This is a genomic window from Roseivirga sp. UBA1976 (assembly GCF_002336325.1).
GTDB lineage: Bacteria > Bacteroidota > Bacteroidia > Cytophagales > Cyclobacteriaceae > Roseivirga > Roseivirga thermotolerans.
The window spans coordinates 17,442-39,124 of the sequence record NZ_DDDQ01000114.1 but is presented as its reverse complement, the minus strand read 5'-3'; the positions used below and the strand labels follow the sequence as shown (position 1 = coordinate 39,124).

Genomic DNA, 21,683 nt, shown 5'->3' with positions numbered 1-21,683 from the left:
TGTTCAAAGCTCCAATTTGCTTTTGAGACAGTTGTAGAAACTCCTAATTTATAATTAGAGCGTTCTTTTTACTTCCTGAATTTCAAAGCCTTCAATTATATCTCCTACTTTGATATCGTTGAAGTTTTTAATGCTCAACCCGCATTCGTAACCGGCTTTTACTTCACCTACATCGTCTTTGAAACGCTTCAGTTGGCCGATGTCTCCGGTATATACTACAATACCATCGCGGATTAGTCGGATTTGATTATTTCGTTTCACATAACCATCGGTTACATAACATCCTGCCACAGTACCCACTTTAGATATTTTGAAGGTTTCGCGGACTTCGATATTACCCGTGATTACTTCTTTTTCAGTTGGTTCCAGCAGGCCTTCCATAGCATCTTTGATCTCGTTTATGGCATCGTAGATGATGGAGTAAAGTCTGATTTCAATTTCTTCGGTTTCAGCGAGTTTTCTTGCTCCTCCCGATGGCCTCACCTGGAAGCCCAGAATAATGGCATCTGAAGCGGTGGCCAGCAGTACATCGGACTCTGAGATTTGACCAACGGCCTTGTGAATGATGTTTACCTGAACCTCATCAGTAGAGAGCTTAAGCAAGGAATCACTCAGTGCTTCTACAGAACCGTCCACATCACCCTTCACAATTACATTGAGTTCTTTGAAGTTTCCAACGGCCAAACGTCTTCCAATCTCATCGAGTGTAATGTGCTTTTTGGTTCTTACACTTTGCTCTCTGAGTATCTGCTCACGTTTGTTGGCAATTTCGCGAGCTTCTCGCTCACTGTCCATTACGTTGAACTTGTCTCCGGCCTGAGGGGCACCATCTAAACCAAGCATTTGAACCGGGGTAGAAGGGCCAACTTCTTTGAGTCGGTTGCCACGGTGATCGAACATGGCCTTTACTTTGCCATAGTGCGACCCTGCCAGCACAACATCGCCAATTTTCATTGTGCCTGATTGTACCATAAGGGTGGCGAGGTATCCTCTACCTTTATCGAGAGAGGCTTCTATCACTGTTCCTACGGCATTCTTATTTGGGTTGGCTTTTAGCTCCTGAAGTTCTGCTTCGAGCAATACTTTTTCGAGAAGCTCATCAATTCCCTGACCCGTTTTGGCCGAAACTTCCTGGCATTGGTACTTTCCTCCCCAGTCTTCAACCAGAATATTCAGGTTGGCTAGTTCTTCTCTGATTTTGTCAGGGTTTGCGTTGGGCTTATCTACTTTGTTAATGGCTATAACAATAGGTACCTCCGCTACCTGAGCGTGATTTATGGCCTCTTTGGTTTGAGGCATAACGTTGTCGTCTGCAGCCACTACAATAATGGCAACGTCAGTGATTTTAGCTCCACGAGCACGCATGGCCGTAAAGGCTTCGTGACCTGGTGTATCCAAAAATGCTATTCGTTTACCATCTTTGGTTTCTACATCATATGCACCAATGTGCTGGGTAATTCCACCCGCCTCACCGGCAGTTACGTTGGCGTCTCTAATGTAATCGAGCAATGAAGTTTTACCGTGGTCTACGTGACCCATTATGGTAACAATTGGTGCTCTTTCTTGCAGATCTTCCGGGCTGTCTTCTTCTTCCAGTACTTCTACTTCATCATCGGCCGAAGTAAACTGAACATCGTAGCCAAACTCATCGGCAATAATGGTTATGGCCTCTGCATCCAGTCTCTGGTTTATGGAAACGAACATTCCCAAAGACATACAGGTGGAAATCACATCGTTTACCGATACGTTCATTAAACTGGCCAGATCGCTGGCTGAGATAAACTCAGTAACCTTAAGAATTTTGCTTTCTTCTTGCTGTTTGAGCATTTGCTCTTCGGCAGCTTCGGCAGCAGCACTTCTCTTTTCCTTTCGGTACTTGGAGCGGCTTTTTCCTCCACCTTTTCCACCTCCGCTCAAACGAGCAAGTGTTTCCTTAATTTGTTCCTGAATTTCCTTATCGGTAAGCTCTTCTTTCGGAGCCTGACGTTTGCCTCCTCTTTGATTGCCTCCTCTTCGGTTGTCATTGGCGCCTTTAGAAGCACGCTCAACTTTAGTTTGTTGAATTCGCTTTCTTGGTCGTTTGCCGCGGTGTTCGCCCTGATTTTGTTTGTCGTCATCTTTCGACTTCTTGGGCTTGTCTACCGGCAGTTCTATTTTACCCAGTACCTTCAGTCCTCTTAGTGAATCGGCTTTGGCTTCAATGAGCTCGTTTTCCTTCTTAGGGGCTTCAGGAGCTTTTTCTACCTTGGGAGCCTCCTCTTTCTTTGGCTCAGGTTTAGGTTCTTCTTTCTTCTCAGGAGCCTTTTGTTCGGGCTTTTTCTTACCGGCATCAAGGTCGATTTTGCCTAGCACCCGTAGTCCGGGTTTTCGCTCTTCTTCCTCTTGCTCTTCCTCCTTTGCCTTGGGTTGTTCAGTAACCTTCGGTTTTTCGGCTACCGGTTCGGCCTTCGGCTCTTCCTTTTCCTTCGGCTTTTCCTCTTCAGCCGGCTTTTCAGCTTCTGGCTTGGCCTCTGGTTTTTTAGGTTCCTCAGCTTTGGGCTCTGCCTTCTTAGGCTCTTCTTTTTTGGCAGGCTCCTTTTCTTTAAATGGTTCTGTCGTAATACCACTGGAGTCGATTACCATGTCTTCTACATGTTTCGTCCCAATGGTTAGATGAGAGGCCTCTTCTTTCTCATGGGCCGATGCAGCAAACTCCTTGGCCAGCATATCATATTGCTCTCCAGATATCTTGGCGTTAGGGCTGCTATCTACCGCGAAGCCCTTAGCAGAAAGAAAATCTACGATGGTGTTTCTACCCACGTTTAGTTTTCTTGCCACCTGGCTTAGCCTCATCATTTTATCTTCTGACATACTCAAATATCCCTCTTTTTAAGGTTTTATAAAATTCTACTATTGCTCGAACTCCTTATTAAGGATTTCGAATAGATACTTTACGGTTTCTTCTTCCAGCTCAGTTCTTCTTACAATATCGTCTTGAGCAAGGGCTAAAACACTTTTGGCAGTATCAAGGCCAATTCTTTTGAGCTCATCGATAATCCAGCTGTCAATCTCATCGGCAAATTCGTCCAGATCAACATCTTCTTCTTCGTAGTCGCTCAATTCTCTGAATACATCTATTTCTAAGCCAACCAGCTTAGAAGCGAGTTTAATGTTTTGGCCTCCTTTTCCGATGGCCAAAGACACCTGATCTGGTTTGAGATACACAGATACACGTCCCTCATCGCCCAGTATTTTCATGCTCGATATCTTTGCCGGACTCAAAGCTCTGGCAATGTAGAGCTCCATGTTGTCGGTAAAGTTGATCACATCAATATTCTCGTTTTGCAACTCTCTTACAATGGAGTGAATTCTGGAGCCTTTCATACCCACGCAAGCTCCTACAGGGTCTATTCTGTCATCGTAAGATTCAACAGCTACCTTTGCTCTTTCACCGGGCTCACGAACCACCTTCTTAATGGTAATGAGGCCATCGTATACTTCCGGAACTTCGCTTTCGAACAGTCTTTCGAGGAACTCACCAGATGTTCTGGAAAGGATAATTTTCGGGTTGCCATTGATCATTTCAACACGATCTACAATGGCTCTTACGTTGTCTCCTTTACGGAATCTGTCTTTAGAAATTTGCTCGTTCTTAGGCAGTGAAAGCTCATTACCTTCACCATCTACCAGCAATACTTCTCTGCCCAGAATTTGATAAACTTCGGCCGAAATAATTTCGCCAACCAAGTCTTTGTATTTCTGGTACAGAATGTCCTTCTCCAGGTCTTTGATTCGTTGAATTAGTGTCTGACGAGCGGTCATTACAGCTCTTCGGCCAAAGTCTTCCAGCTTGATTTCTTCAGCTACTTCTTCGCCAATTTCAAAGTCAGGCTCAATTTTTCTGGCCTCGGTGAGACTAATCTTATCATAGTCCCAAATATCTTCAGAGTCGTCATCAACGATTTCTCTAAACCTCCATATTTCAAGGTCTCCTTTGTCTGCGTTAATGATGATGTCGAAATTATCGTCTACTTCGAATTTCTTGCGGATCATTGTTCTGAAAACATCTTCCAGAATTCTGATCATGGTAGGTCTATCGACATTTTTCTGCTTTGCAAAATCTGCAAAAGACTCAATTAAAATTCCACTGTCCATTTTCTTTACTTAAATGACACTAACACATTGGCTTTTTCAATATCCGCGAAGGAAATCTCTTTCTCTTCTACCACTTTCTTTTTTTTCTCTTTACTTTCTGCAGCCAACACTATGGCGGCTTCGTTTACTACCTGAAGGTTGCCTTCTATCTGGCTTCCTGACTTCAGTCTGACCCTCAGTTTGCGGCCTACATTTTTCCTGAACTGTCTTAGCGATGCAAGCGGGTGGTCAAGACCCGGTGAAGAAACTTCCAGTACATAGGTCACATCTATAAGATCTTCCAGTTCAATATCTTCAGCCAAATTTCTGCTCAATTCGGCACAATCATCTATGGTTACTCCCTGGTCTCCATCTAACAGCACCAAAATCTTTGTTTTGCCCGAAACACCTTTGGAAATCACATCTACAATGAAGTAGCTGTCGTCTTTCAAATGGCCTTCTGCAAGCGTTTTTATTTGGTCTGTTAGTTCTTTCATAGTCAATAATGAAAGAGGGGACTTGCTGTCCCCTCTGGAAAGTAACCATTAAGTGTTGCAAAAATAGAGGTTTTTTATTTCATATCAAATAGCTCTTTCATTCGTTCAGAACCAGAAATGCCTTTATTTTTACCTCAAGAATAAGATGTTATGAAAAAAGCCTGTTTACTGCTGTTGGCATTTTTGGCCGCTATTACTTTTTCTTGCGACTCTACGGGAAGCAAAATTTCTGTAGCAAAAGCAAGCCTGAACTTAAAAGAGGCTCCCAGACCCAACAAGGATTCACTGTATGCTTTTGTAGAGCAGCAGGTGGAGTTTGGCCCCAGAGTGCCAAATACTGAGGCTCATGAGCAAGCAGCCAATTGGTTTGTAAATAAGTTTGAAGGATATGGTGGTAAAGTGACTGTGCAGGCATTCAAAGACAGGGTTTATGACGGAACGGAGGTTCAGCTTAAGAATATTATCGCCTCGTTTAACCCTAGTGCAAAAAAGAGAATCTTGTTGGCAGCTCACTGGGATACCAGGCCGTTTGGCGATAAGGACCCAAACAATGATATGATAAAGATAGATGGTGCCAATGATGGCGGAAGTGGTGTGGCCGTGTTACTGGAAATAGCTCGAATAATGAGTGGCGACAACCCTCCTGCTGTTGGAGTTGATATGATTTTATTTGATGGGGAAGATTGGGGGCAACACGAAAACATGAGCGATGTGGCCAATCCCAGAGACTATGGTAAAGAGTCTTGGTATTGTTTGGGGTCTCAGTATTGGAGCAAAAACAAGCATAATCCAAACTATACGGCATACTACGGTATTCTTCTGGATATGGTAGGGGCTCAGGGGTCTACGTTTTACTACGATGGTGTTTCGCAGCAGAATGCCGGCCGAGTGTTATCCCGAACATGGGATATTGCCCATGAACTGGGTTACTCCAACCTGTTTGTTAAAGAGATGGGCATGGGACTGATTATTGACGATCATAAGTTTGTGAATGAACATGCGCGCATACCGATGATTGACATTATTGATTATCGGAAAAATGTCAATGACTTTGGGCCATATCACCACACACAGGAAGACAATCTTTCGGTAATTTCAAAAGACGTATTGGGTGCTGTGGCACATGTGGTACTCACTGTACTCTACAACGAGTAGTTTACTGCTTTAGTAAACCGAGTAGGTACTCGCCATATCCCGACTTTTCAAGAGGCCGGGCAATTTCTGCTAGTTTTTCTGAAGATATATAACCCATTCGGTAGGCAATTTCTTCGATACATGAGATTTTGATACCCTGCCTTTTTTCCAGGATTTGAACAAACTGCCCCGCCTGCATCAGCGAATCAATCGTTCCGGTATCCAGCCAGGCCGTTCCACGGTCCATAGTGCTCACCTTGAGCTGCCCCATATTCAGGTAGGTTTTGTTTACATCGGTAATTTCCAGCTCACCTCTGGCACTGGGTTTTAGGTTTTTGGCAATGTCAACCACCTGATTGTCGTAGAAGTACAAGCCCGGTACCGCCCAGTTGGACTTTGGGTTTTGCGGTTTCTCTTCTATGGAAATGGCATTCATGTCTTTATCAAACTCCACCACTCCGTAACGTTCCGGATCGTTTACGCGGTAAGCATAAACAATGCCTCCCTCCGGATCGGCATTTTCCTTCAGCAATTTTGGCAAACCCGATCCATAGAAAATATTATCTCCCAGAATAAGGGCTACTTTGTCGTTGCCAATGAATTCCTCTCCAATGGTAAAAGCCTGTGCCAAACCTTCCGGTTTGGGCTGTTCCGCATAGCTAAACGAGCAACCAATGCGGCTACCATCGCCTAACAATTTAATGAAGTTAGGCAAGTCGTGAGGGGTTGAAATAATCAGTATTTCTCTGATACCCGCCAACATGAGTATAGACAAAGGGTAATAGATCATGGGTTTATCATAAACCGGCATTAGCTGCTTACTTACAGTATATGTAAGTGGATATAGTCTGGTGCCGGAGCCTCCGGCCAAAATGATTCCCTTCATATCTGATATTGTTTTTGGTAATAGTTTTGGTACGCACCCGAAGTTACATGATCCAACCATTCTTCATTGGCCAGGTACCAATCTACGGTTTTCTCCAAACCCTCTTCAAACTGCAGCGAGGGCTGCCATCCCAGTTCATCTTTAATTTTCGAAGCATCTATGGCATAACGCTTGTCGTGGCCGGCCCGGTCTTTCACAAAAGTGATAAGCTTTCTGGACTGCCCCAAGGTACGGCCCAACTTGCGGTCCATTACGTCACAGAGAAGTTCTACAATGTCCAGGTTCTTCCACTCATTAAACCCACCAATGTTATAAGTTTCGCCCAGCCTACCCCTGTGAAAGATCACATCGATGGCTCTGGCATGGTCTACCACATACAGCCAGTCTCGTATGTTATCCCCTTTGCCATAAATGGGTAGAGGCTTGTTGTTTTTGATATTGTGTATGCAAAGCGGTAGCAATTTTTCCGGAAACTGATTAGGGCCATAGTTATTGGAACAATTGGAAATAACCACGGGCAATTTGTAGGTATTTGCATAAGCCCTTACAAAATGATCAGACCCTGCTTTTGAGGCAGAGTAGGGCGATTGAGGATCGTAAGGAGTACTTTCTAAGAAGAATCCTGTTTCACCCAGCGATCCATAGACCTCATCAGTAGAAATGTGATAAAACCTTTTGCCCTCCAAGTTGTCTGCCCAGTGTTTTTTGGCAGCGTTCAACAAGTTGACCGTACCTATAATGTTGGTTTTAACGAAAGCCAGGGGGTCGGCAATAGACCGGTCTACGTGCGATTCTGCCGCCAGATGTATGACCCCATCGAAACGATGGGTAGCAAACAAGTCGTCCAGAAATCCAGCGTCTGTAATATCACCTTTTAAGAAGGTATAATTAGACGCCCCTTGTACATCCTTGAGGTTTTCCAGATTACCCGCATAGGTGAGCGCATCCAGATTGAAGATATAATAGTCTTGATAGTTGTTCACGAAGAGCCGAACTACATGGCTGCCAATAAACCCAGCCCCTCCCGTGATCAATATTTTTTTCATGATAGGATTTTTCACGAAGCTAATTGAGTATGTTTTAATTACAGGTGCAATTTAGTTGAATGTCTGATTTTCAAAGTTAAAGCTCTCCAAATTATCGTTAAACTATTCTACCTAACGATCGTTTGTTTGGTAACTCAAATTTGGTAATTTTCGACAAACTATAAGGGAAATGGATTTTGAATTGAACGAGAATCAGCGACTGATTGCTGATATGATCAAAGACTTTGGAGAGAGAGAAATAGCCCCTTTTCGCAATGAGTGGGACGATAAGCAAGAGTTTCCGGTTCATATTTTCAAGAAGTTTGGAGAGTTGGGCTTAATGGGAGTGTTGGTACCCCAGGCCTATGGTGGTTCTGGTTTTACCTATGATGAATACATTACAGTGGTTTCTGAGGTGGCTAAGCTTGACCCGGGAATTGGTCTTTCTGTGGCTGCGCATAACTCTTTGTGTACCGGACACATTTTACAGTTTGGCAATGAAGAGCAAAAGCAACGTTGGCTACCAAAGCTGGCTACAGCTGAGTGGATTGGTGCCTGGGGGTTGACCGAGCCAAACACAGGTTCAGATGCCGGCAACATGAAAACTACGGCCAGAAAAGATGGCAACGAGTGGGTAATTAACGGTACAAAAAACTGGATTACACATGGCAAGTCGGGAGATGTGGCTGTGGTCATTGTGAGAACCGGAGAAGTTGGCGATTCGCATGGAATGACTGCCTTTGTGGTAGAAAGAGGCACCCCTGGTTTTAAAGCGGGTAAGAAGGAGGATAAGCTGGGTATGCGAACCTCTGAAACGGCTGAGATGATTTTTGAAGACTGCCGGATACCTGAAACAAACATGTTAGGTAAAGAAGGAGAGGGCTTTGTTCAGGCTATGAAGGTTTTGGACGGAGGTCGTATTTCCATTGCTGCCCTGAGTTTGGGGATCGCTGAGGGAGCCTTTGAAGCTGCTTTGGCCTATTCACAAGAAAGGCATCAGTTTAATCAGCCAATCTTTAATTTTCAGGGCATATCGTTCAAATTGGCCGACATGGCTACTAAACTAGAATGTGCCAAGCTACTAACCTACCAGGCGGCTCACTTAAAGAATAATGGCAAGCCGGTAACCAAAGAGTCGGCCATGGCCAAGTACTATGCTTCTGAGTGTGCGGTATCTTTTGCCAATGAGGCTGTTCAGATTTTTGGTGGATATGGCTATACAAAGGACTATCCGGTAGAGAAGTATTATAGAGACAGTAAATTGTGTACAATTGGTGAAGGCACCTCTGAAATTCAAAAACTGGTGATTTCTAGGCAGATACTTCGGTAAATCATTCTACCTTCCTTGGAATCTGTAAATCCTTTCTTTAACTTTGCGCTCCATTTGAGAGGAGGTGTTTAGATTATGATCATTATCAACGTAAAAGAAAACGAATCAATCGATAAGGCGCTCAAGCGTTTCAAAAAGAAATTTGAGCGAACCGGAGTTCTAAGAGAATTGAGATCTAGAACGAATTTCGAGAAGCCTTCTGTCACCCGCAGAAACGAGAAAATCAAAGCGGCCTACAAGCAAAAAATGTACGCCAAAGAAAACTACTAATCCATTTCTTTAGTAGTTATAAATTGCTATGTTAGTACTGTGTGTAATGACGCAGTACTGGCATGGTAGATTCCTTCCTTAGATACATATCCTACGAAAAGCGCTACAGCCAACACACTGTTAAGTCTTACCAAAACGACTTAAAGCAATTCGAGTTTTTCTGCCAGAGTAAGTTTAAAGTTCTAAACATAACCGAAGCCAATCAATTAATGATTAGGGCCTGGGTTTTGTCTTTGATGGATGGCGGTACTTCTCCCCGAAGTGTAAACAGAAAGATTGCTTCACTTAAATCGTTTTATAAGTATCTGCTCAAGAGAGATACTATTTCAAAAGATCCGACTGTCAAGATAAAGTCGTTAAAAGTAAAAAAAGAACTACCCGGCTTTGCGAATGAGGAGGAGTTTTCCGATTTTCTGAATAGGTTAGTTTTTGACGATTCACTGGAGGGCCAAATGGAGCAACTGTTGCTAGAGCTTCTCTACGGAACTGGCATTCGGCTCTCAGAACTTTTAGGTCTAAGGGTTTCAGACTTTAACCCCGGCCAGTCTACCATAAAGGTTTTGGGTAAAAGAAATAAGGAGCGTATAATTCCTATATCCCGTTCATTGAACAGTTTGTTAAAAAATTATATAACTGAGAAAAATCATGCCTTTTCTCACGATAGCGATTCGTTTTTGATCGTTAACAAGAATGGAGGGCAGGCATATCCGATGATGGTCTACCGAATAGTGAAGAAGTATCTTAGTCAGGTACAGTCATTGGATAAGAAGAGCCCTCATGCGTTGCGCCATACCTTTGCCACACATTTGTTGAACAAAGGTGCCGATTTGAATGCGGTGAAAGATTTGTTGGGGCACAGTAGTTTGGCAGCAACTCAAGTTTATACACATAATTCTTTGGACAAGCTGAAGTCGGTTTTCGATCAGGCCCACCCAAAGGCATAAGTTTAACCCTTAAAATTATATCATCATGAAAGTACAAGTTCAATCACTCCACTTCGATGCAGACATCAAGTTGATCAATTTTATCCAAAAGAAACTAGACAAGCTGGATACCTTTTATGAGAGGACTATTGATGCCGAGGTAATTCTTCGATTGAATAATGAGGGTGTACAAAACAAAACTGTAGAGATTAAGCTCAATGTGCCGGGCGAACAGTTATTTGCCCAAAAAACCAATGGTTCTTTTGAGGCGGCCACAGATCATTGTACGGAGGCACTTAGAAGACAGATAAAGCGGCATAAGGAAAAAATGCTAGCCCACTAGGTCGCCCAACTATAACAGAAAATGAAAGAAGCTGTCTCAAAAGCTAAATGAGCGTTACCCTGAACTTGCCTGCCTTATGTAAAGGCAGGTTGCAGGGTCTTCACAGGGCTCATTATAGAACTCATAGATTCTGATTGAATTCAGAATGGGGAGTTTTAGAGCTTTTGAAACAGCCTCTTTATTTTACAGGCCGAATGCCTTTTTCACCTTATCTACATAATCTAATTTTTCCCAAGTAAATAGTTCTACTTCAAACTCCTGAGGCTGATTATTAGAATTGATGAATACTTTCTTCACTACTTCGTTTTTTCTTCCCATATGGCCATAGGCGGCCGTTTCTGAATACATGGGTGTTCTTAAATTGAGCCTGGTTTCGATGGCGTAAGGACGCATATCGAAAATTTCGGAAACCTTTCTGGCTATATCGCCATCGTTCATTTGGACTTTAGAAGTACCATAAGTGTTCACATAAATGCCCATTGGCTCAACTACCCCAATAGCATAGGACACCTGAACAAGTACTTCATCGGCTACTCCGGCTGCCACAAGGTTTTTGGCAATATGTCGCGTTGCATAAGCCGCAGACCGGTCTACTTTAGAGGGGTCCTTACCAGAAAATGCACCGCCACCATGAGCCCCCTTACCGCCATAAGTGTCTACAATAATTTTACGCCCGGTTAGACCTGTATCTCCATGTGGCCCTCCAATAACAAACTTTCCTGTAGGGTTGATGTGGTATTTGATATCATCGTTGAACAGCTTCTGAATTCTTTCCGGCAATTGAGCTTTAACTCGTGGGATCAGAATGTTGATGATGTCCGATTTAATTTTGGCCAGCATAGCTTCCTCCTCGTCAAAATCATCGTGCTGTGTAGACACCACAATAGCATCGATGCGAGTAGGGGTGTTGTCATCGTTGTACTCTATAGTAACCTGCGATTTAGCATCGGGTCTCAGGTAAGTAATTTCTTTGTTTTCTCTTCTAAGGTCTGCCAGCACTTGCAGTATCTTGTGAGACAAATCCAGAGCAAGAGGCATGTAGTTTTCCGTTTCGTTGGTTGCGTAGCCAAACATCATGCCCTGATCGCCTGCGCCTTGCAGTTCTTTTGAAGCTCTATCTACCCCACGGTTAATGTCTTCGGATTGTTCATGAATAGCCGATAGTACACCGCAAGATTTGCTGTCGAATTGATACTCTGCCTTAGTGTAACCTATTTTTTCGATCACATCTCTGGCAATTCTCTGCACATCGAGATAGGTGTTGGACTTTACCTCTCCGGCCAAAACTACCTGACCGGTGGTAACCAATGTTTCGCAAGCTACCTTTGAGTCCGGATCGAAAGCCAGAAAATTGTCTATCAGCGCATCGGAGATTTGGTCTGCTACTTTGTCTGGGTGACCTTCCGATACTGATTCTGAGGTAAATAGGTATGGCATATTAGAATGTTTTAAGGCTGCAAAAATAAGAGTATGTATAGAACTGTGAAAGCTTTTTACAATTCTCTAGTTGGCATATAGGAGAAAGATAGTAGGAATTTTTTTGAGCTCTATCTCGCGCGCATTCCATTTGGCAACGGGTTTTGTTTTAATAAGCTCCTTTTCGCCCGTAATATCTCGAGCTATACAAAGAAACGAATCGGGCCGGGCTACTTTAAGAATATCCATTAGAAGAGGCTCGTTGCGATATGGAGTATCCATAAATATTTGTGTCTGATCCTTTTCTCTAGACTCCTTCTCCAACTCCCTTATTTTTTGCTGGCGAGCTTTCCTATCTATGGGCAGGTAGCCATGAAAGGCAAAAGACTGGCCGTTGAAACCAGAGGCCATGAGCGCCATCAAAATTGACGATGGCCCTACCAATGGTTTGCAAGTCACTCCTAATTGCTGTGCCATGTGAACCAGTCTGGCGCCAGGGTCTGCCACTCCTGGACAACCGCTTTCCGAAATAACGCCTAAATTTTTGCCCTCAAGGGCAAGTTGGGCAATTTCGAAACACTGTTCAAAGGTGGTTTTCTTATCTAAAATTCTGAAGTCGAGATTCTCTATGGTTAGGCCAAGTTGTAGGCTGCTCACGTATCTTCTGGCGGTTCTTAGGTCTTCTACCAGAAAAATGTCAGTAGCTTTTATGGCATCTTGTACCTGCGCGGAGATCACCTCTGTTTGAGTGTTTTGCGAGATGATATTGGGAATTAAGTATACTACTCCTGTGGCCATGTTAGTCTAAAAAGGCATTTACAATTTCAAAAAATTCTGTAGGCTTTTCAGCATGTAACCAATGACCAGCACCTTCTATGGTTTCTACTTTTGAGTTGGTAAAAATGGAATGAATTAAATTAAGGTCATCATTTAAAACGTAATCGGATTTAGAGCCTCTTATAAACAATGTGGGTTTTTCGAAGCGAGCATTCTGATTAAGGCCCTTTCCTACCTCTTCAATGTTTTTAGCAATAATATCCAGATTCATTTTCCAGCTAAAGCCTTCCTTGCTCCTCGCCAGGTTTTTGAGCAAAAATTGGCGAGTGCCGAAGTCCGGAATTTGCTCCTTAAGCAGCTCATCGGCCTCATTTCGGGAACTCAGATTCTTGAGTGGAACAGAGTAAAACGCTTTTATAATGGTTGTATGGTGAACAGGGTATGATTTTGGTCCAATATCGGCTACAATTAGACGCTCAATCATTTCGGGAAATGCCACAGCAAACTCCATAGCTGTTTTACCGCCCATGGAGTGGCCCAGTAATGTACATTTGGTAATGTTTAACTCATTTAAAAGCTGCTTTAAATCCTGAGCCATTACACCATAGCTAAACTCATTGTGATGAAAAGAATTGCCATGATTTCTTTGGTCAACCAGAATGACCTTTTGGTACTCCGCCCATTTTTTTCCGAGAGTCATCCAGTTGTCTAATGAGCCGAAAAGACCATGAAGAATAACCAAAGGCTCTCCTTCGCCCAGAATCTTGTGGTTGAGAGTGCTCATATATTTAGTTCTCTTAAGTAAAGTTGAATAGTATTTTCCAAGCCATAGTACAGGGCATCACAGATGAGTGCATGGCCAATAGATACTTCATCTATATGGGGTATAGTCTTGACCAGATAGTTAAGATTTTCCAAATCCAGATCATGGCCAGCATTAATACCAATGCCCAACTCATGGGCTCTTTTGGCCGCAGCTGCGTATTTTGCAATAGCCTGTTCAGGGGTCTTTCGGTATGCTGTAGCATACATTTCTGTGTAAAGCTCAATGCGGTCTGTTCCAAGTTTGGCAGCTCCTTCTATAATATCTATCTCCGGTTCTACAAAGATTGACACTCGCACACCAAGATCTTTTATGTGGTCGATGATAGGCTTGAGCTCCTCGGCTCGGCCAATAGTGTCCCAACCAGCGTTAGAAGTAAGCACATTAGGAGGATCCGGTACCAGTGTGGCTTGCTCGGGACGTACTTCTTCTATGAGTTTTAGGTAGCGTTCATCAGGAAACCCTTCAATATTGTATTCGGTGGTTACTACCTGTTTTAAGTCGTAAACATCTTGGGTGGTAATATGGCGTTCGTCTGGCCTTGGGTGAACTGTAATTCCTTGAGCACCAAAACGTTCTGCATCTTTGGCCACTTGAACTACATTGGGGTTGTTTCCTCCCCTGGCGTTGCGAATGGTAGCTACCTTATTGATGTTCACACTTAGTCTAGTCATTCAAATTGTCTTTATTGCATAACTTTGCGCGCAAGTTAATGATTTCAAAACTCTCAAGAATATTTTGCCATGAGCCTAAAACAGCAAATTGATGCCGACATAAAGCAAGCTATGTTGGCCAAGAATAAGGACGAGCTAAAAGCTCTTCGTGCCATTAAATCAATGATTTTGTTGGCTGAAACCGATAAGGGTAGCTCCGGTGAACTCTCTGGCGATGCCGAGATGAAGCTATTGGCAAAAGCAGTGAAGCAAAGAAAGGACTCAGCAGCTATTTATAAAGAGCAGGGCAGAGAAGATTTGTATGCTGTAGAAATGGCTGAGGCCGAGGTAATTGAAAGATACCTTCCGAAACAACTAACAGAAGCTGAACTAAAGCAGGAACTTGAACAAATAATTGCTCAGGTTGGTGCTTCCGGTCCACAGGATATGGGCAAAGTAATGGGTGTAGCCTCCAAGGCTTTGGCCGGTCGCGCAGAAGGCAAGGCAATTTCTACCATGGTTAAAACTTTGCTTAGTCAATAGTTGAAAACCCTCGACATCATCTTGCTTATTCCATTGATTTTTGGAGCTGTTCTTGGTTTCAAGAAGGGGCTTCTGCTCGAAATAATAGGTGTATTGGCTTTTGTGATGGCTATTATAGGAGGCTTTAAACTCATGGAAGTAGGCATGGTGTATCTGTCGGAGTATTTGCAAGACTTTGATCAGCTGCTGCCCTTCATCTCTTTTCTTGTCATTTTTTTGGCCATTATTATTCTGGTGAACATGCTGGGTAAGTTGCTTAAAAAAATGATAGACATGACCATTTTGGGTGGATTCGATAAGTTTGCAGGAGCCATACTAGGCCTTGTAAAATGGGCGATTGGCGTGAGCATTCTCCTGTGGTTAGTCAGTAATTTTGGTCTTCAATTGCCTGGCCAAAACGAAGAGTTAGTGCTTTACCCGTTTCTTACCGAGTTGGGCCCTAAACTCATAGCCTCACTGGATGTGGTGTTGCCATTTGCTCAGGAAATGCTCGATTCAATAAAAGCACTACTTTCTCCGGTGTGATTTTACTAATTGATAATTACGATTCGTTTACCTACAATCTGGTAGACTATTTCCGGCAGCTTGGCCTTGAGGTGGTTGTTAAGAGAAACGATGAACCGTTCGAGGAAATAGTATCAGAAACGTATCAGGCGGTGGTGCTTTCTCCCGGACCCGAAAAGCCTCAAACGGCTGGTCAGTTAATGGCTTTGACTAAATATTACCTGGGTAAGTGCCCTGTATTAGGAATTTGTCTGGGGCATCAGGCTTTGGGTATACACTATGGTGCTCAACTTGTGAAGGCCATAAGGCCCATGCATGGCAAAATTTCCAGCATTCAACACAGTGGCACCGGTTTGTTCGGACAGTTGCCTTCAAAGCTAGCGGTGGTCCGTTATCATTCGCTGGTGCTTGCTGAGGTGCCCAAAGGCTTTGTAGCCACTGCTCGCACTAGTGAAGGAGAGCTAATGGCCATGGAAAACCTGAATCTAATGGCCTGTGGCGTTCAATTTCACCCGGAGGCCATTCTGACAGAATACGGTTTGCAGATGCTTAGAAATTGGGTTAGATTTTATAATATTGTTTGAACCGCGGTGTTCTAACAGCAGAACTTTAGTGCTGAACGGCTTGTTGAACTAACCAAAACTCATGGTAGCAGCAGATCTTATTAATCATATGATTCCTCCTCTAAAGCCGACAGACGATGGCAACAAGGCCATTGTTTGGATGGAAGAGCTACGTACCAACCAGCTGCCTGTTATTGAGAAAGGCCGTTTTCTAGGCTTCATTTCAGAAGATATTATTCTTGAAGACAATGATCCTCAAAAGGCAATCAGCGAGTACGACCTGGAAGATGCCGGTTGCGTGGTGCTGGAGCATCAGCATTTTTACGATGTAATTCGGATGGCTTCCGATTTCGATTCTCAAATGGTAGCGGTATTATCTTCTGCTGGGAGTTTTATGGGGGTTGTGGGTATAGAAGACACCATTCGTGCCATTGCTAACTCAACAGCCGTGCAAGATCAGGGAGCCATTTTGGTGTTGCTCGTTAACTATCGCGACTATTCTCTGGCGGAAATTTCTAGGCTGGTGGAGGGTGAAAATGCCAGAGTGTTGAGTGTTGCAGTGAGCCGAGATATTGCCGACAGCAGTATGTTTCGGGTAACGTTAAAGATAAATCAGACAGAAGTTTCTCACATTGTTGCCTCTCTTGAACGTTTCGGATATAAAATCATAGGCAGATTTCAGGAAGAAGAATCGAAATCGAACGAAAAAGAACGGTTCGACCTTCTCATGAAGTATCTCAACATTTAACACCCACTATGAAGATAGCCATTCACGGAAAAAGCACAGGGCCTGAAGCCCAGGGCTGTATTTCAGACATTATCGATTTTTTAAATAAAGATGGTATTGAGGTTGGCGTTTCTGCCGAGTACCTGAGCGATCTGGCAGAAAAAGATTTTAGACTACCCGCAGTCAAATCATTCAGAAGAGGAGAAGACCTCTCCGGTTTCGACTTTGTGTTGAGTTTGGGGGGAGACGGTACCATTTTGGACACGGTAACTTACACCGACCGATGGGAAGTACCCATAGTAGGTATAAACCTCGGGAGGTTGGGCTTTTTATCTACCACCCCGCGCGATGAAGTACAAGAGGCCCTACAAAAACTCGTAGCCGGCACCTTCGATATCGAATCACGGTCGCTCATTCATGTAGAATCTAATCAAGGGCTTTTTGAACCCTTTAACTTTGGGCTAAACGAGCTGACAATTGTTAAAAGAGAAACCTCATCCATGATTGTGGTGCACACATATGTGGACGGAGATTACCTGAACAGCTACTGGGCCGATGGTCTCATAATCGCCACACCCACCGGATCTACAGGATATTCTTTGAGTTGCGGAGGGCCATTGGTGCACCCCAGCATGAAAAACTTTATTCTTACTCCCGTTAGTCCACACAATTTGAATGTACGACCGATTATTCTATCCGACAGAAGCCGGATAACTTTTGAAATTGAAGGAAGATCTCGTCAGTTCATGGTTTCTTTAGATTCCCGGTCACAGAGTGTAGACGATTCGGTGGAAATAACCGTTAAGAGAGAGGAGTTTGAGGCCAAATTGGTACGCTTTCCGGAGACAAGATATTTTGACACTCTCAGACAAAAGCTAAATTGGGGCCTCGATGCCAGAAATTAACTTAACAATATTTAACTCGACTCATCTAAAACCTATTTCATCAGTTGTCTAGCTTGCAGCCATATCGTACGGATAATCTGTCCATTGAAAGGTATCTGTTCATCATTGCCTTTTTTATTATCCCTTTCGCAGCCAAGGCTCAGTTGTCTGAAATTGGTTTGGAAGTGGGCACAAATAACTACCTGGGCGATGTGGTGAGAAAATACGATTTCTCCAATGGATCTTTGGGTGGGCAGTTCTTCATCAGAAAGCACCTTAATGAGGGGGTGAGTTACCGCATTTCGGCTGGAATTGGTCAGTTGAAAGGGGCAGATGATGAAGCATTTGACGTGTTTTCAGCCAACAGGAGAGCTTCGTTTGAAGGTAGCTTCTTTCTAACCGACCTGCTCATTGAGTATCATTTTCTTAACTACAGGAATGAAAAACTTCAGCAGTTCTGGACTCCCTATTTGTTTTTTGGGGCAGGCCTTTACCGAATGGAAGGACAAGATAATTTTCTCAATAACTACGACACAGGTATTAATTTGCGCATACCAGTGGGTGTAGGAGTAAAATTACGATTAGACAGGCGGTGGGTATTGGGTATTGCCACTTCGGCCATAAGTACTGGCTCAGATATGCTAGACAATGTATCAGAAGCCACACCGAACATTAAAGACTACCGGGGAGGAAACCCCAACGACAATGATTGGATGTTTAATACATCCATATCGCTCAGTTATACCTTCTATAAGATTGTGTGTTGGAAGCCATTCTTCTAATCTGATTGACAAAGAGTACATTAGCTTTTAGAAAGCTGTTTCAATTTTGTACCTTCGCGCTTGATTTTTTTAGAGGTGTGTAGATGAAAGAAAAAATCAGGCAAGACAATCTTCCGGAGCATATTGCAGTAATTATGGACGGCAATGGCCGCTGGGCCAAAAAACAAGGCGCTGCCCGGGTGTTTGGGCATAAGAGTGCAGTAAAGTCTGTAAGAGATGTTACAGAAGGTTGCGCAGAGCTCGGTGTAAAATACCTTACGCTCTATGCCTTTTCTACAGAAAACTGGAATCGCCCAAAGTTTGAAGTTACGGCCCTTATGGAGTTGTTGGTTTCCACCCTTAGCTCAGAGATTAAAACGCTGATGGATAATGACATCAGGCTTGAGTCTATTGGAGACAGGGCAAGCTTGCCCCCCAAATGCCAAAGAGAGCTACAAGAAGCCATAGACAAAACCAGTGGAAATAGCCGGATGACACTTATTTTGGCCCTGAGCTATAGCGGTCGGTGGGATATAGCCCAAGCCATGAAAAAAATAGCCCTCGAAGTAGAAGAAGGAAAGCTTAAAGCTGAAAACATAAATCAGGATATAATTAATAACTATTTGGCAACTGCGGGAATTCCAGACCCTGAGTTGTTGATCAGAACAAGTGGAGAACTTCGTATTAGCAACTTTTTGCTCTGGCAAATGGCCTATACCGAGTTTTTCATTACAGAAACGTTGTGGCCCGATTTCAGGAAAAAAGACTTATATGAGGCCATAGTTTCTTATCAAGAAAGAGAAAGAAGGTTTGGAAAGATTAGCGAGCAAATAAAGAAGTGAGTTTGGGAATGAGAAAAATATTGGTGGCTACCAGCTTCCTGATTCTGGCCATGTCCAGTGCATTGTGTCAGGTAAGGTATGGAGTCAATGCTGGCGAAGGTGTACAAATCGACTATTCCAACCCTAAGGTTTTTGAAGTAGCAGAAATAAAGTTTACCGGACTCAATGTGCTTGACGAAAGAGCGTTGGTTTCGTTTGCCGGTATTAAAGTGGGAGATCGGATTACCATTCCGGGGCGTCAGGTTTCAGATGCCATCAAAAAACTTTGGACTCAAGGCATTATTGCCGATGTGCAGTTTTGGCTCACCAAAACAGAAGGAGACAGGGCCTACATAGAAGTAAGAATTGTAGAGCGCCCACGTATTCTGCGTTTCAGTATTGAGGGTGTTGGTGCCGGACAAAAGTCTGAACTGAAGGACCAGCTCGATGTAAATGGAAAAGTAGCCAGTGCCCCTCTCATCAAAAATTCAGAACTGGTTATAAAGAAATACTTTGTTGAAAAAGGCTACCTCAACGCCACCGTTAAAACAGAGCAAAGACTAGATTCCATAGTGAATGATGGTATTGAGTTGAACTTTGTAGTAGACCGAAAAAGCAAAGTTAAAATAAATAAAATAGAGTTTGAAGGAAACACTGATTTTGAGGACTCTCGCCTTAAAAAAGCTTTAAAAAACACGAAAGAAAAGCCCCGTTTTTGGCTCATCAACCGATTCTTCGAACAAGTGTTCAACACCTCGCCAAAAACCATTGGCAACTTTGTTGACAGCACCGAAACAGTGACTAACAAAGACTTTAAGCAGTTTATTAATGAAAACGTAAAGCTCAATTTTCTAAAGGGCTCCAAATTCATTGAGGCCGACTTTAAGGAAGATAAAATGTCGCTCATCAACTTCTACAATTCAAAAGGCTATAGAGACGCAGAAGTAATTGAAGATGAGGTAACTACCCTGAACGATGAGTACATAGACCTCCGTATTAAGGTAGACGAAGGAAATAAGTACTACATTCGGAACATAGACTGGGTGGGCAATTTTAAGTATACCGATGAATTTCTTACTGAAAAATTGGGAATCAAGAAGGGAGACGTTTACAACAAAGAGCGGATTGAAAAACGGACCCAGTTTGATAGCGATAGTGGTGATGATATACTCTCTCTTTATCAAGACGATGGCTACTTGTTCTTTAGGTTAGAAGTAGTTGAGGTAAGAGCAGAAAACGATTCGATCGACCTTGAGATGCGTATGTACGAAGGAGAACAAGCCACAATTAAGCGCATTATACTAAAAGGTAACGACCGCACCTCTGACCACGTGGTGTTGAGAGAAATCAGAACTCTACCAGGGCAGAAGTATAGCCGTAGAGAACTTATCAGAACCATTAGAGAGCTGGGTCAATTAGGCTATTTCGATCCGGAGCAAATTAATCCCCAACCCATTCCCAACATTCAGGATGGTACGGTAGATATTGTCTTTAATTTGGTAGAGAAGTCGTCCGATCAAATTCAGCTTTCGGGAGGTTTCGGAGGGCCGTTTGGCTTTGTAGGTACTGTAGGGCTATCGCTCAACAACTTCTCAGTAAAAAACATAAACGACTGGAGCAAGTGGAGGCCGTATCCGAGTGGAGACGGGCAGAAACTATCCCTTCAGTTGCAGTCCAATGGCCGAAGATTTAGAAACTACAGTCTGGTATTTTCTGAACCATGGTTGGGAGGAAGAAAACCCAACAACTTCACCATTAGCTTTAACCGAACCGTTAATAGAAACATCAACTTTAGAACCAATGAGACGGACGGTTTCTTAAAAGCTTCAGGTTTCTCGGTAGGGTTGGGAAGAAGACTTAGGTGGCCCGATGATTATTTTCAAATACAAAATAGCATAAGGTATCAGTTCTACGAGGTTTCTAACTTTGGGAATACACTCGGGTTTTCAAGCGGTCAATCCAACAGTTTAACCTTTAATACGGTTATTTCAAGAGGTAATATAGACCAGCCCACCTTCCCATCGTATGGATCTCAATTTACCCTGGCCATTAATGCCACTCCCCCATGGTCCATCCTTAACCCCGATTCCGACCGGTACGTAGATGGGGCGGACGAAAGTAGACGCTATAAATTTGTAGAATACCACAAGTGGATGTTCGATTGGTCTATGTTCATACCTGTCGGGCCAAAGTTTGTGATCAATGCCCGAGCTCATCTTGGCTTTATTGGCACATACTCCAAAAGAACAGACTCCGGACCATTCGAAAGGTTCTTCCTAGGGGGTAATGGATTAAATGGGGCAAACAACTTTATAATTGGACAGGACATTATAGCGTTAAGAGGGTATGAGGATAACTCAATAGACCCTGTTGACCCTGTAACCGGTTTTAGGGGAGGTATTGTCTACAACAAGTTTACGGCCGAACTGAGATACCCGGTATCTAAGGCACCAACTTCTACCATTTACCTTTTGGCATTTGGAGAAGCCGGAAATACCTGGATCGATTTTAGCGAATACTCGCCAAGAGACTTGTTCCGATCTGCCGGATTTGGTGCAAGAGTATTCTTGCCGGCCTTCGGACTTTTGGGTATCGACTGGGCCTATGGCTTCGATCAGGACAATTCACTATCGCCAGCCGTTTTGGGTGGGTCGCAGGTGCATTTTACTATCGGACAACAAATTAGGTAA

The 21,683-nt window shown here is 43.4% G+C and carries 22 protein-coding genes; 13 read left to right on the top strand and 9 right to left on the bottom strand.

What is annotated here, in order from left to right; genetic code table 11:
• Positions 1-54 precede the first annotated feature (54 nt).
• From infB to rimP, 3 genes are read right to left on the bottom strand one after another with little or no spacing between them, the layout of a single operon-like run.
• Positions 55-2,850 carry a translation initiation factor IF-2 gene (gene infB / locus B3763_RS11405; RefSeq protein WP_286746588.1) on the bottom strand — a complete coding sequence of 932 codons (2,796 nt, stop codon included), beginning with the start codon at positions 2,848-2,850 and terminating at the stop codon, positions 55-57.
• 39 nt (positions 2,851-2,889) lie between these two features.
• Complete coding sequence (nusA, locus tag B3763_RS11400) at positions 2,890-4,134, bottom strand: transcription termination factor NusA (RefSeq protein ID WP_189628667.1); 1,245 nt, start codon at positions 4,132-4,134, stop codon at positions 2,890-2,892.
• Between the two features lie 5 nt (positions 4,135-4,139).
• Complete coding sequence (rimP, locus tag B3763_RS11395) at positions 4,140-4,610, bottom strand: ribosome maturation factor RimP (protein WP_286746586.1); 471 nt, start codon at positions 4,608-4,610, stop codon at positions 4,140-4,142.
• 150 nt (positions 4,611-4,760) lie between these two features.
• On the opposite strand from rimP, the gene B3763_RS11390 reads away from it, so the two are divergent.
• A complete protein-coding gene (locus tag B3763_RS11390) occupies positions 4,761-5,765 on the top strand; it encodes a M28 family peptidase (protein WP_286746584.1) in 1,005 nt (334 codons plus the stop codon).
• A 1-nt stretch (position 5,766) separates the two neighbouring features.
• Here the strand turns inward: B3763_RS11390 and rfbA are convergent, their stop codons facing one another.
• Both rfbA and rfbB read right to left on the bottom strand, forming a co-directional pair.
• The gene (gene rfbA, locus B3763_RS11385; protein WP_189628664.1) at positions 5,767-6,630 is read right to left on the bottom strand and encodes a glucose-1-phosphate thymidylyltransferase RfbA; all 864 of its coding nucleotides are present in this window, start codon (positions 6,628-6,630) and stop codon (positions 5,767-5,769) included.
• Complete coding sequence (gene rfbB / locus B3763_RS11380; protein WP_286746582.1) at positions 6,627-7,676, bottom strand: dTDP-glucose 4,6-dehydratase; 1,050 nt, start codon at positions 7,674-7,676, stop codon at positions 6,627-6,629. Before rfbB ends, rfbA begins: the two co-directional genes overlap by 4 nt.
• Before the next feature lie 169 nt (positions 7,677-7,845).
• Here rfbB and B3763_RS11375 point away from each other — a divergent pair, with 169 nt between their 5' ends.
• The 4 genes from B3763_RS11375 to hpf all read left to right on the top strand — a co-directional run bounded on the left by B3763_RS11375 (position 7,846) and on the right by hpf (position 10,521).
• Positions 7,846-8,985: an acyl-CoA dehydrogenase gene (locus B3763_RS11375; protein ID WP_189628662.1), complete on the top strand. Its 1,140-nt coding sequence runs from the start codon at positions 7,846-7,848 to the stop codon at positions 8,983-8,985.
• Between the two features lie 75 nt (positions 8,986-9,060).
• The gene (rpsU, locus tag B3763_RS11370) at positions 9,061-9,255 is read left to right on the top strand and encodes a 30S ribosomal protein S21 (protein WP_189628661.1); all 195 of its coding nucleotides are present in this window, start codon (positions 9,061-9,063) and stop codon (positions 9,253-9,255) included.
• Between the two features lie 62 nt (positions 9,256-9,317).
• On the top strand, positions 9,318-10,199 hold the full coding sequence (locus B3763_RS11365) for a tyrosine-type recombinase/integrase (RefSeq protein WP_286746579.1): 882 nt from the start codon (positions 9,318-9,320) through the stop codon (positions 10,197-10,199).
• A gap of 25 nt (positions 10,200-10,224) precedes the next feature.
• Positions 10,225-10,521: a ribosome hibernation-promoting factor, HPF/YfiA family gene (gene hpf, locus B3763_RS11360; protein ID WP_189628659.1), complete on the top strand. Its 297-nt coding sequence runs from the start codon at positions 10,225-10,227 to the stop codon at positions 10,519-10,521.
• A gap of 183 nt (positions 10,522-10,704) precedes the next feature.
• On the opposite strand, the gene metK is transcribed toward hpf, so the two are convergent.
• From metK to B3763_RS11340, 4 genes are all read right to left on the bottom strand, one after another.
• Positions 10,705-11,958 (bottom strand): methionine adenosyltransferase, encoded by a 1,254-nt coding sequence (gene metK / locus B3763_RS11355; RefSeq protein ID WP_189628658.1) that lies wholly within the window; start codon positions 11,956-11,958, stop codon positions 10,705-10,707.
• A 66-nt stretch (positions 11,959-12,024) separates the two neighbouring features.
• Positions 12,025-12,735, bottom strand: coding sequence for an SAM-dependent methyltransferase (locus tag B3763_RS11350; protein ID WP_286746576.1), 711 nt, complete (start codon positions 12,733-12,735; stop codon positions 12,025-12,027).
• Between the two features lies 1 nt (position 12,736).
• Complete coding sequence (locus B3763_RS11345; RefSeq protein WP_286746574.1) at positions 12,737-13,498, bottom strand: alpha/beta fold hydrolase; 762 nt, start codon at positions 13,496-13,498, stop codon at positions 12,737-12,739.
• Positions 13,495-14,211 carry a pyridoxine 5'-phosphate synthase gene (locus tag B3763_RS11340; protein WP_286746572.1) on the bottom strand — a complete coding sequence of 239 codons (717 nt, stop codon included), beginning with the start codon at positions 14,209-14,211 and terminating at the stop codon, positions 13,495-13,497. Before B3763_RS11340 ends, B3763_RS11345 begins: the two co-directional genes overlap by 4 nt.
• Before the next feature lie 69 nt (positions 14,212-14,280).
• Between B3763_RS11340 and B3763_RS11335 the strand changes: the two genes are divergently transcribed.
• The 8 genes from B3763_RS11335 (at position 14,281) to B3763_RS11300 (ending at position 21,683) form a co-directional block, all read left to right on the top strand.
• Entirely contained in the window at positions 14,281-14,733 is a 453-nt protein-coding gene (locus tag B3763_RS11335) for a GatB/YqeY domain-containing protein (protein ID WP_189628654.1), read from the top strand.
• Positions 14,734-15,258: a CvpA family protein gene (locus B3763_RS11330; RefSeq protein WP_286746569.1), complete on the top strand. Its 525-nt coding sequence runs from the start codon at positions 14,734-14,736 to the stop codon at positions 15,256-15,258.
• Positions 15,255-15,821, top strand: a complete 567-nt coding sequence (locus tag B3763_RS11325) for an anthranilate synthase component II (protein WP_286746567.1) — start codon at positions 15,255-15,257, stop codon at positions 15,819-15,821. Before B3763_RS11330 ends, B3763_RS11325 begins: the two co-directional genes overlap by 4 nt.
• A 61-nt stretch (positions 15,822-15,882) precedes the next feature.
• The gene (locus tag B3763_RS11320; RefSeq protein WP_286746565.1) at positions 15,883-16,548 is read left to right on the top strand and encodes a CBS domain-containing protein; all 666 of its coding nucleotides are present in this window, start codon (positions 15,883-15,885) and stop codon (positions 16,546-16,548) included.
• A gap of 8 nt (positions 16,549-16,556) precedes the next feature.
• Positions 16,557-17,432, top strand: coding sequence for an NAD kinase (locus B3763_RS11315; protein ID WP_189628651.1), 876 nt, complete (start codon positions 16,557-16,559; stop codon positions 17,430-17,432).
• A gap of 44 nt (positions 17,433-17,476) precedes the next feature.
• Positions 17,477-18,193: a DUF6089 family protein gene (locus B3763_RS11310; protein WP_286746562.1), complete on the top strand. Its 717-nt coding sequence runs from the start codon at positions 17,477-17,479 to the stop codon at positions 18,191-18,193.
• A gap of 83 nt (positions 18,194-18,276) precedes the next feature.
• The gene (locus tag B3763_RS11305) at positions 18,277-19,014 is read left to right on the top strand and encodes an isoprenyl transferase (protein WP_286746561.1); all 738 of its coding nucleotides are present in this window, start codon (positions 18,277-18,279) and stop codon (positions 19,012-19,014) included.
• A gap of 8 nt (positions 19,015-19,022) precedes the next feature.
• Positions 19,023-21,683 carry a BamA/OMP85 family outer membrane protein gene (locus B3763_RS11300; RefSeq protein WP_286746559.1) on the top strand — a complete coding sequence of 887 codons (2,661 nt, stop codon included), beginning with the start codon at positions 19,023-19,025 and terminating at the stop codon, positions 21,681-21,683.

What these genes read in the sequence shown, in the direction of transcription:
- B3763_RS11390 (WP_286746584.1), top strand. Translation starts at nt 4,761, where the DNA reads ATGAAAAAAGCCTGTTTACTGCTGTTGGCATTTTTGGCCGCTATTACT.
- B3763_RS11305 (WP_286746561.1), top strand. Translation starts at nt 18,277, where the DNA reads ATGAAAGAAAAAATCAGGCAAGACAATCTTCCGGAGCATATTGCAGTA.
- B3763_RS11365 (WP_286746579.1), top strand. Translation starts at nt 9,318, where the DNA reads ATGGTAGATTCCTTCCTTAGATACATATCCTACGAAAAGCGCTACAGC.
- B3763_RS11315 (WP_189628651.1), top strand. Translation starts at nt 16,557, where the DNA reads ATGAAGATAGCCATTCACGGAAAAAGCACAGGGCCTGAAGCCCAGGGC.
- B3763_RS11350 (WP_286746576.1), bottom strand. Translation starts at nt 12,735, where the DNA reads ATGGCCACAGGAGTAGTATACTTAATTCCCAATATCATCTCGCAAAAC.
- metK (WP_189628658.1), bottom strand. Translation starts at nt 11,958, where the DNA reads ATGCCATACCTATTTACCTCAGAATCAGTATCGGAAGGTCACCCAGAC.
- B3763_RS11345 (WP_286746574.1), bottom strand. Translation starts at nt 13,498, where the DNA reads ATGAGCACTCTCAACCACAAGATTCTGGGCGAAGGAGAGCCTTTGGTT.
- rimP (WP_286746586.1), bottom strand. Translation starts at nt 4,610, where the DNA reads ATGAAAGAACTAACAGACCAAATAAAAACGCTTGCAGAAGGCCATTTG.
- hpf (WP_189628659.1), top strand. Translation starts at nt 10,225, where the DNA reads ATGAAAGTACAAGTTCAATCACTCCACTTCGATGCAGACATCAAGTTG.
- B3763_RS11320 (WP_286746565.1), top strand. Translation starts at nt 15,883, where the DNA reads ATGGTAGCAGCAGATCTTATTAATCATATGATTCCTCCTCTAAAGCCG.
- rpsU (WP_189628661.1), top strand. Translation starts at nt 9,061, where the DNA reads ATGATCATTATCAACGTAAAAGAAAACGAATCAATCGATAAGGCGCTC.
- nusA (WP_189628667.1), bottom strand. Translation starts at nt 4,134, where the DNA reads ATGGACAGTGGAATTTTAATTGAGTCTTTTGCAGATTTTGCAAAGCAG.
- B3763_RS11300 (WP_286746559.1), top strand. Translation starts at nt 19,023, where the DNA reads ATGAGAAAAATATTGGTGGCTACCAGCTTCCTGATTCTGGCCATGTCC.
- rfbB (WP_286746582.1), bottom strand. Translation starts at nt 7,676, where the DNA reads ATGAAAAAAATATTGATCACGGGAGGGGCTGGGTTTATTGGCAGCCAT.
- rfbA (WP_189628664.1), bottom strand. Translation starts at nt 6,630, where the DNA reads ATGAAGGGAATCATTTTGGCCGGAGGCTCCGGCACCAGACTATATCCA.
- B3763_RS11340 (WP_286746572.1), bottom strand. Translation starts at nt 14,211, where the DNA reads ATGACTAGACTAAGTGTGAACATCAATAAGGTAGCTACCATTCGCAAC.
- B3763_RS11335 (WP_189628654.1), top strand. Translation starts at nt 14,281, where the DNA reads ATGAGCCTAAAACAGCAAATTGATGCCGACATAAAGCAAGCTATGTTG.
- infB (WP_286746588.1), bottom strand. Translation starts at nt 2,850, where the DNA reads ATGTCAGAAGATAAAATGATGAGGCTAAGCCAGGTGGCAAGAAAACTA.
- B3763_RS11375 (WP_189628662.1), top strand. Translation starts at nt 7,846, where the DNA reads ATGGATTTTGAATTGAACGAGAATCAGCGACTGATTGCTGATATGATC.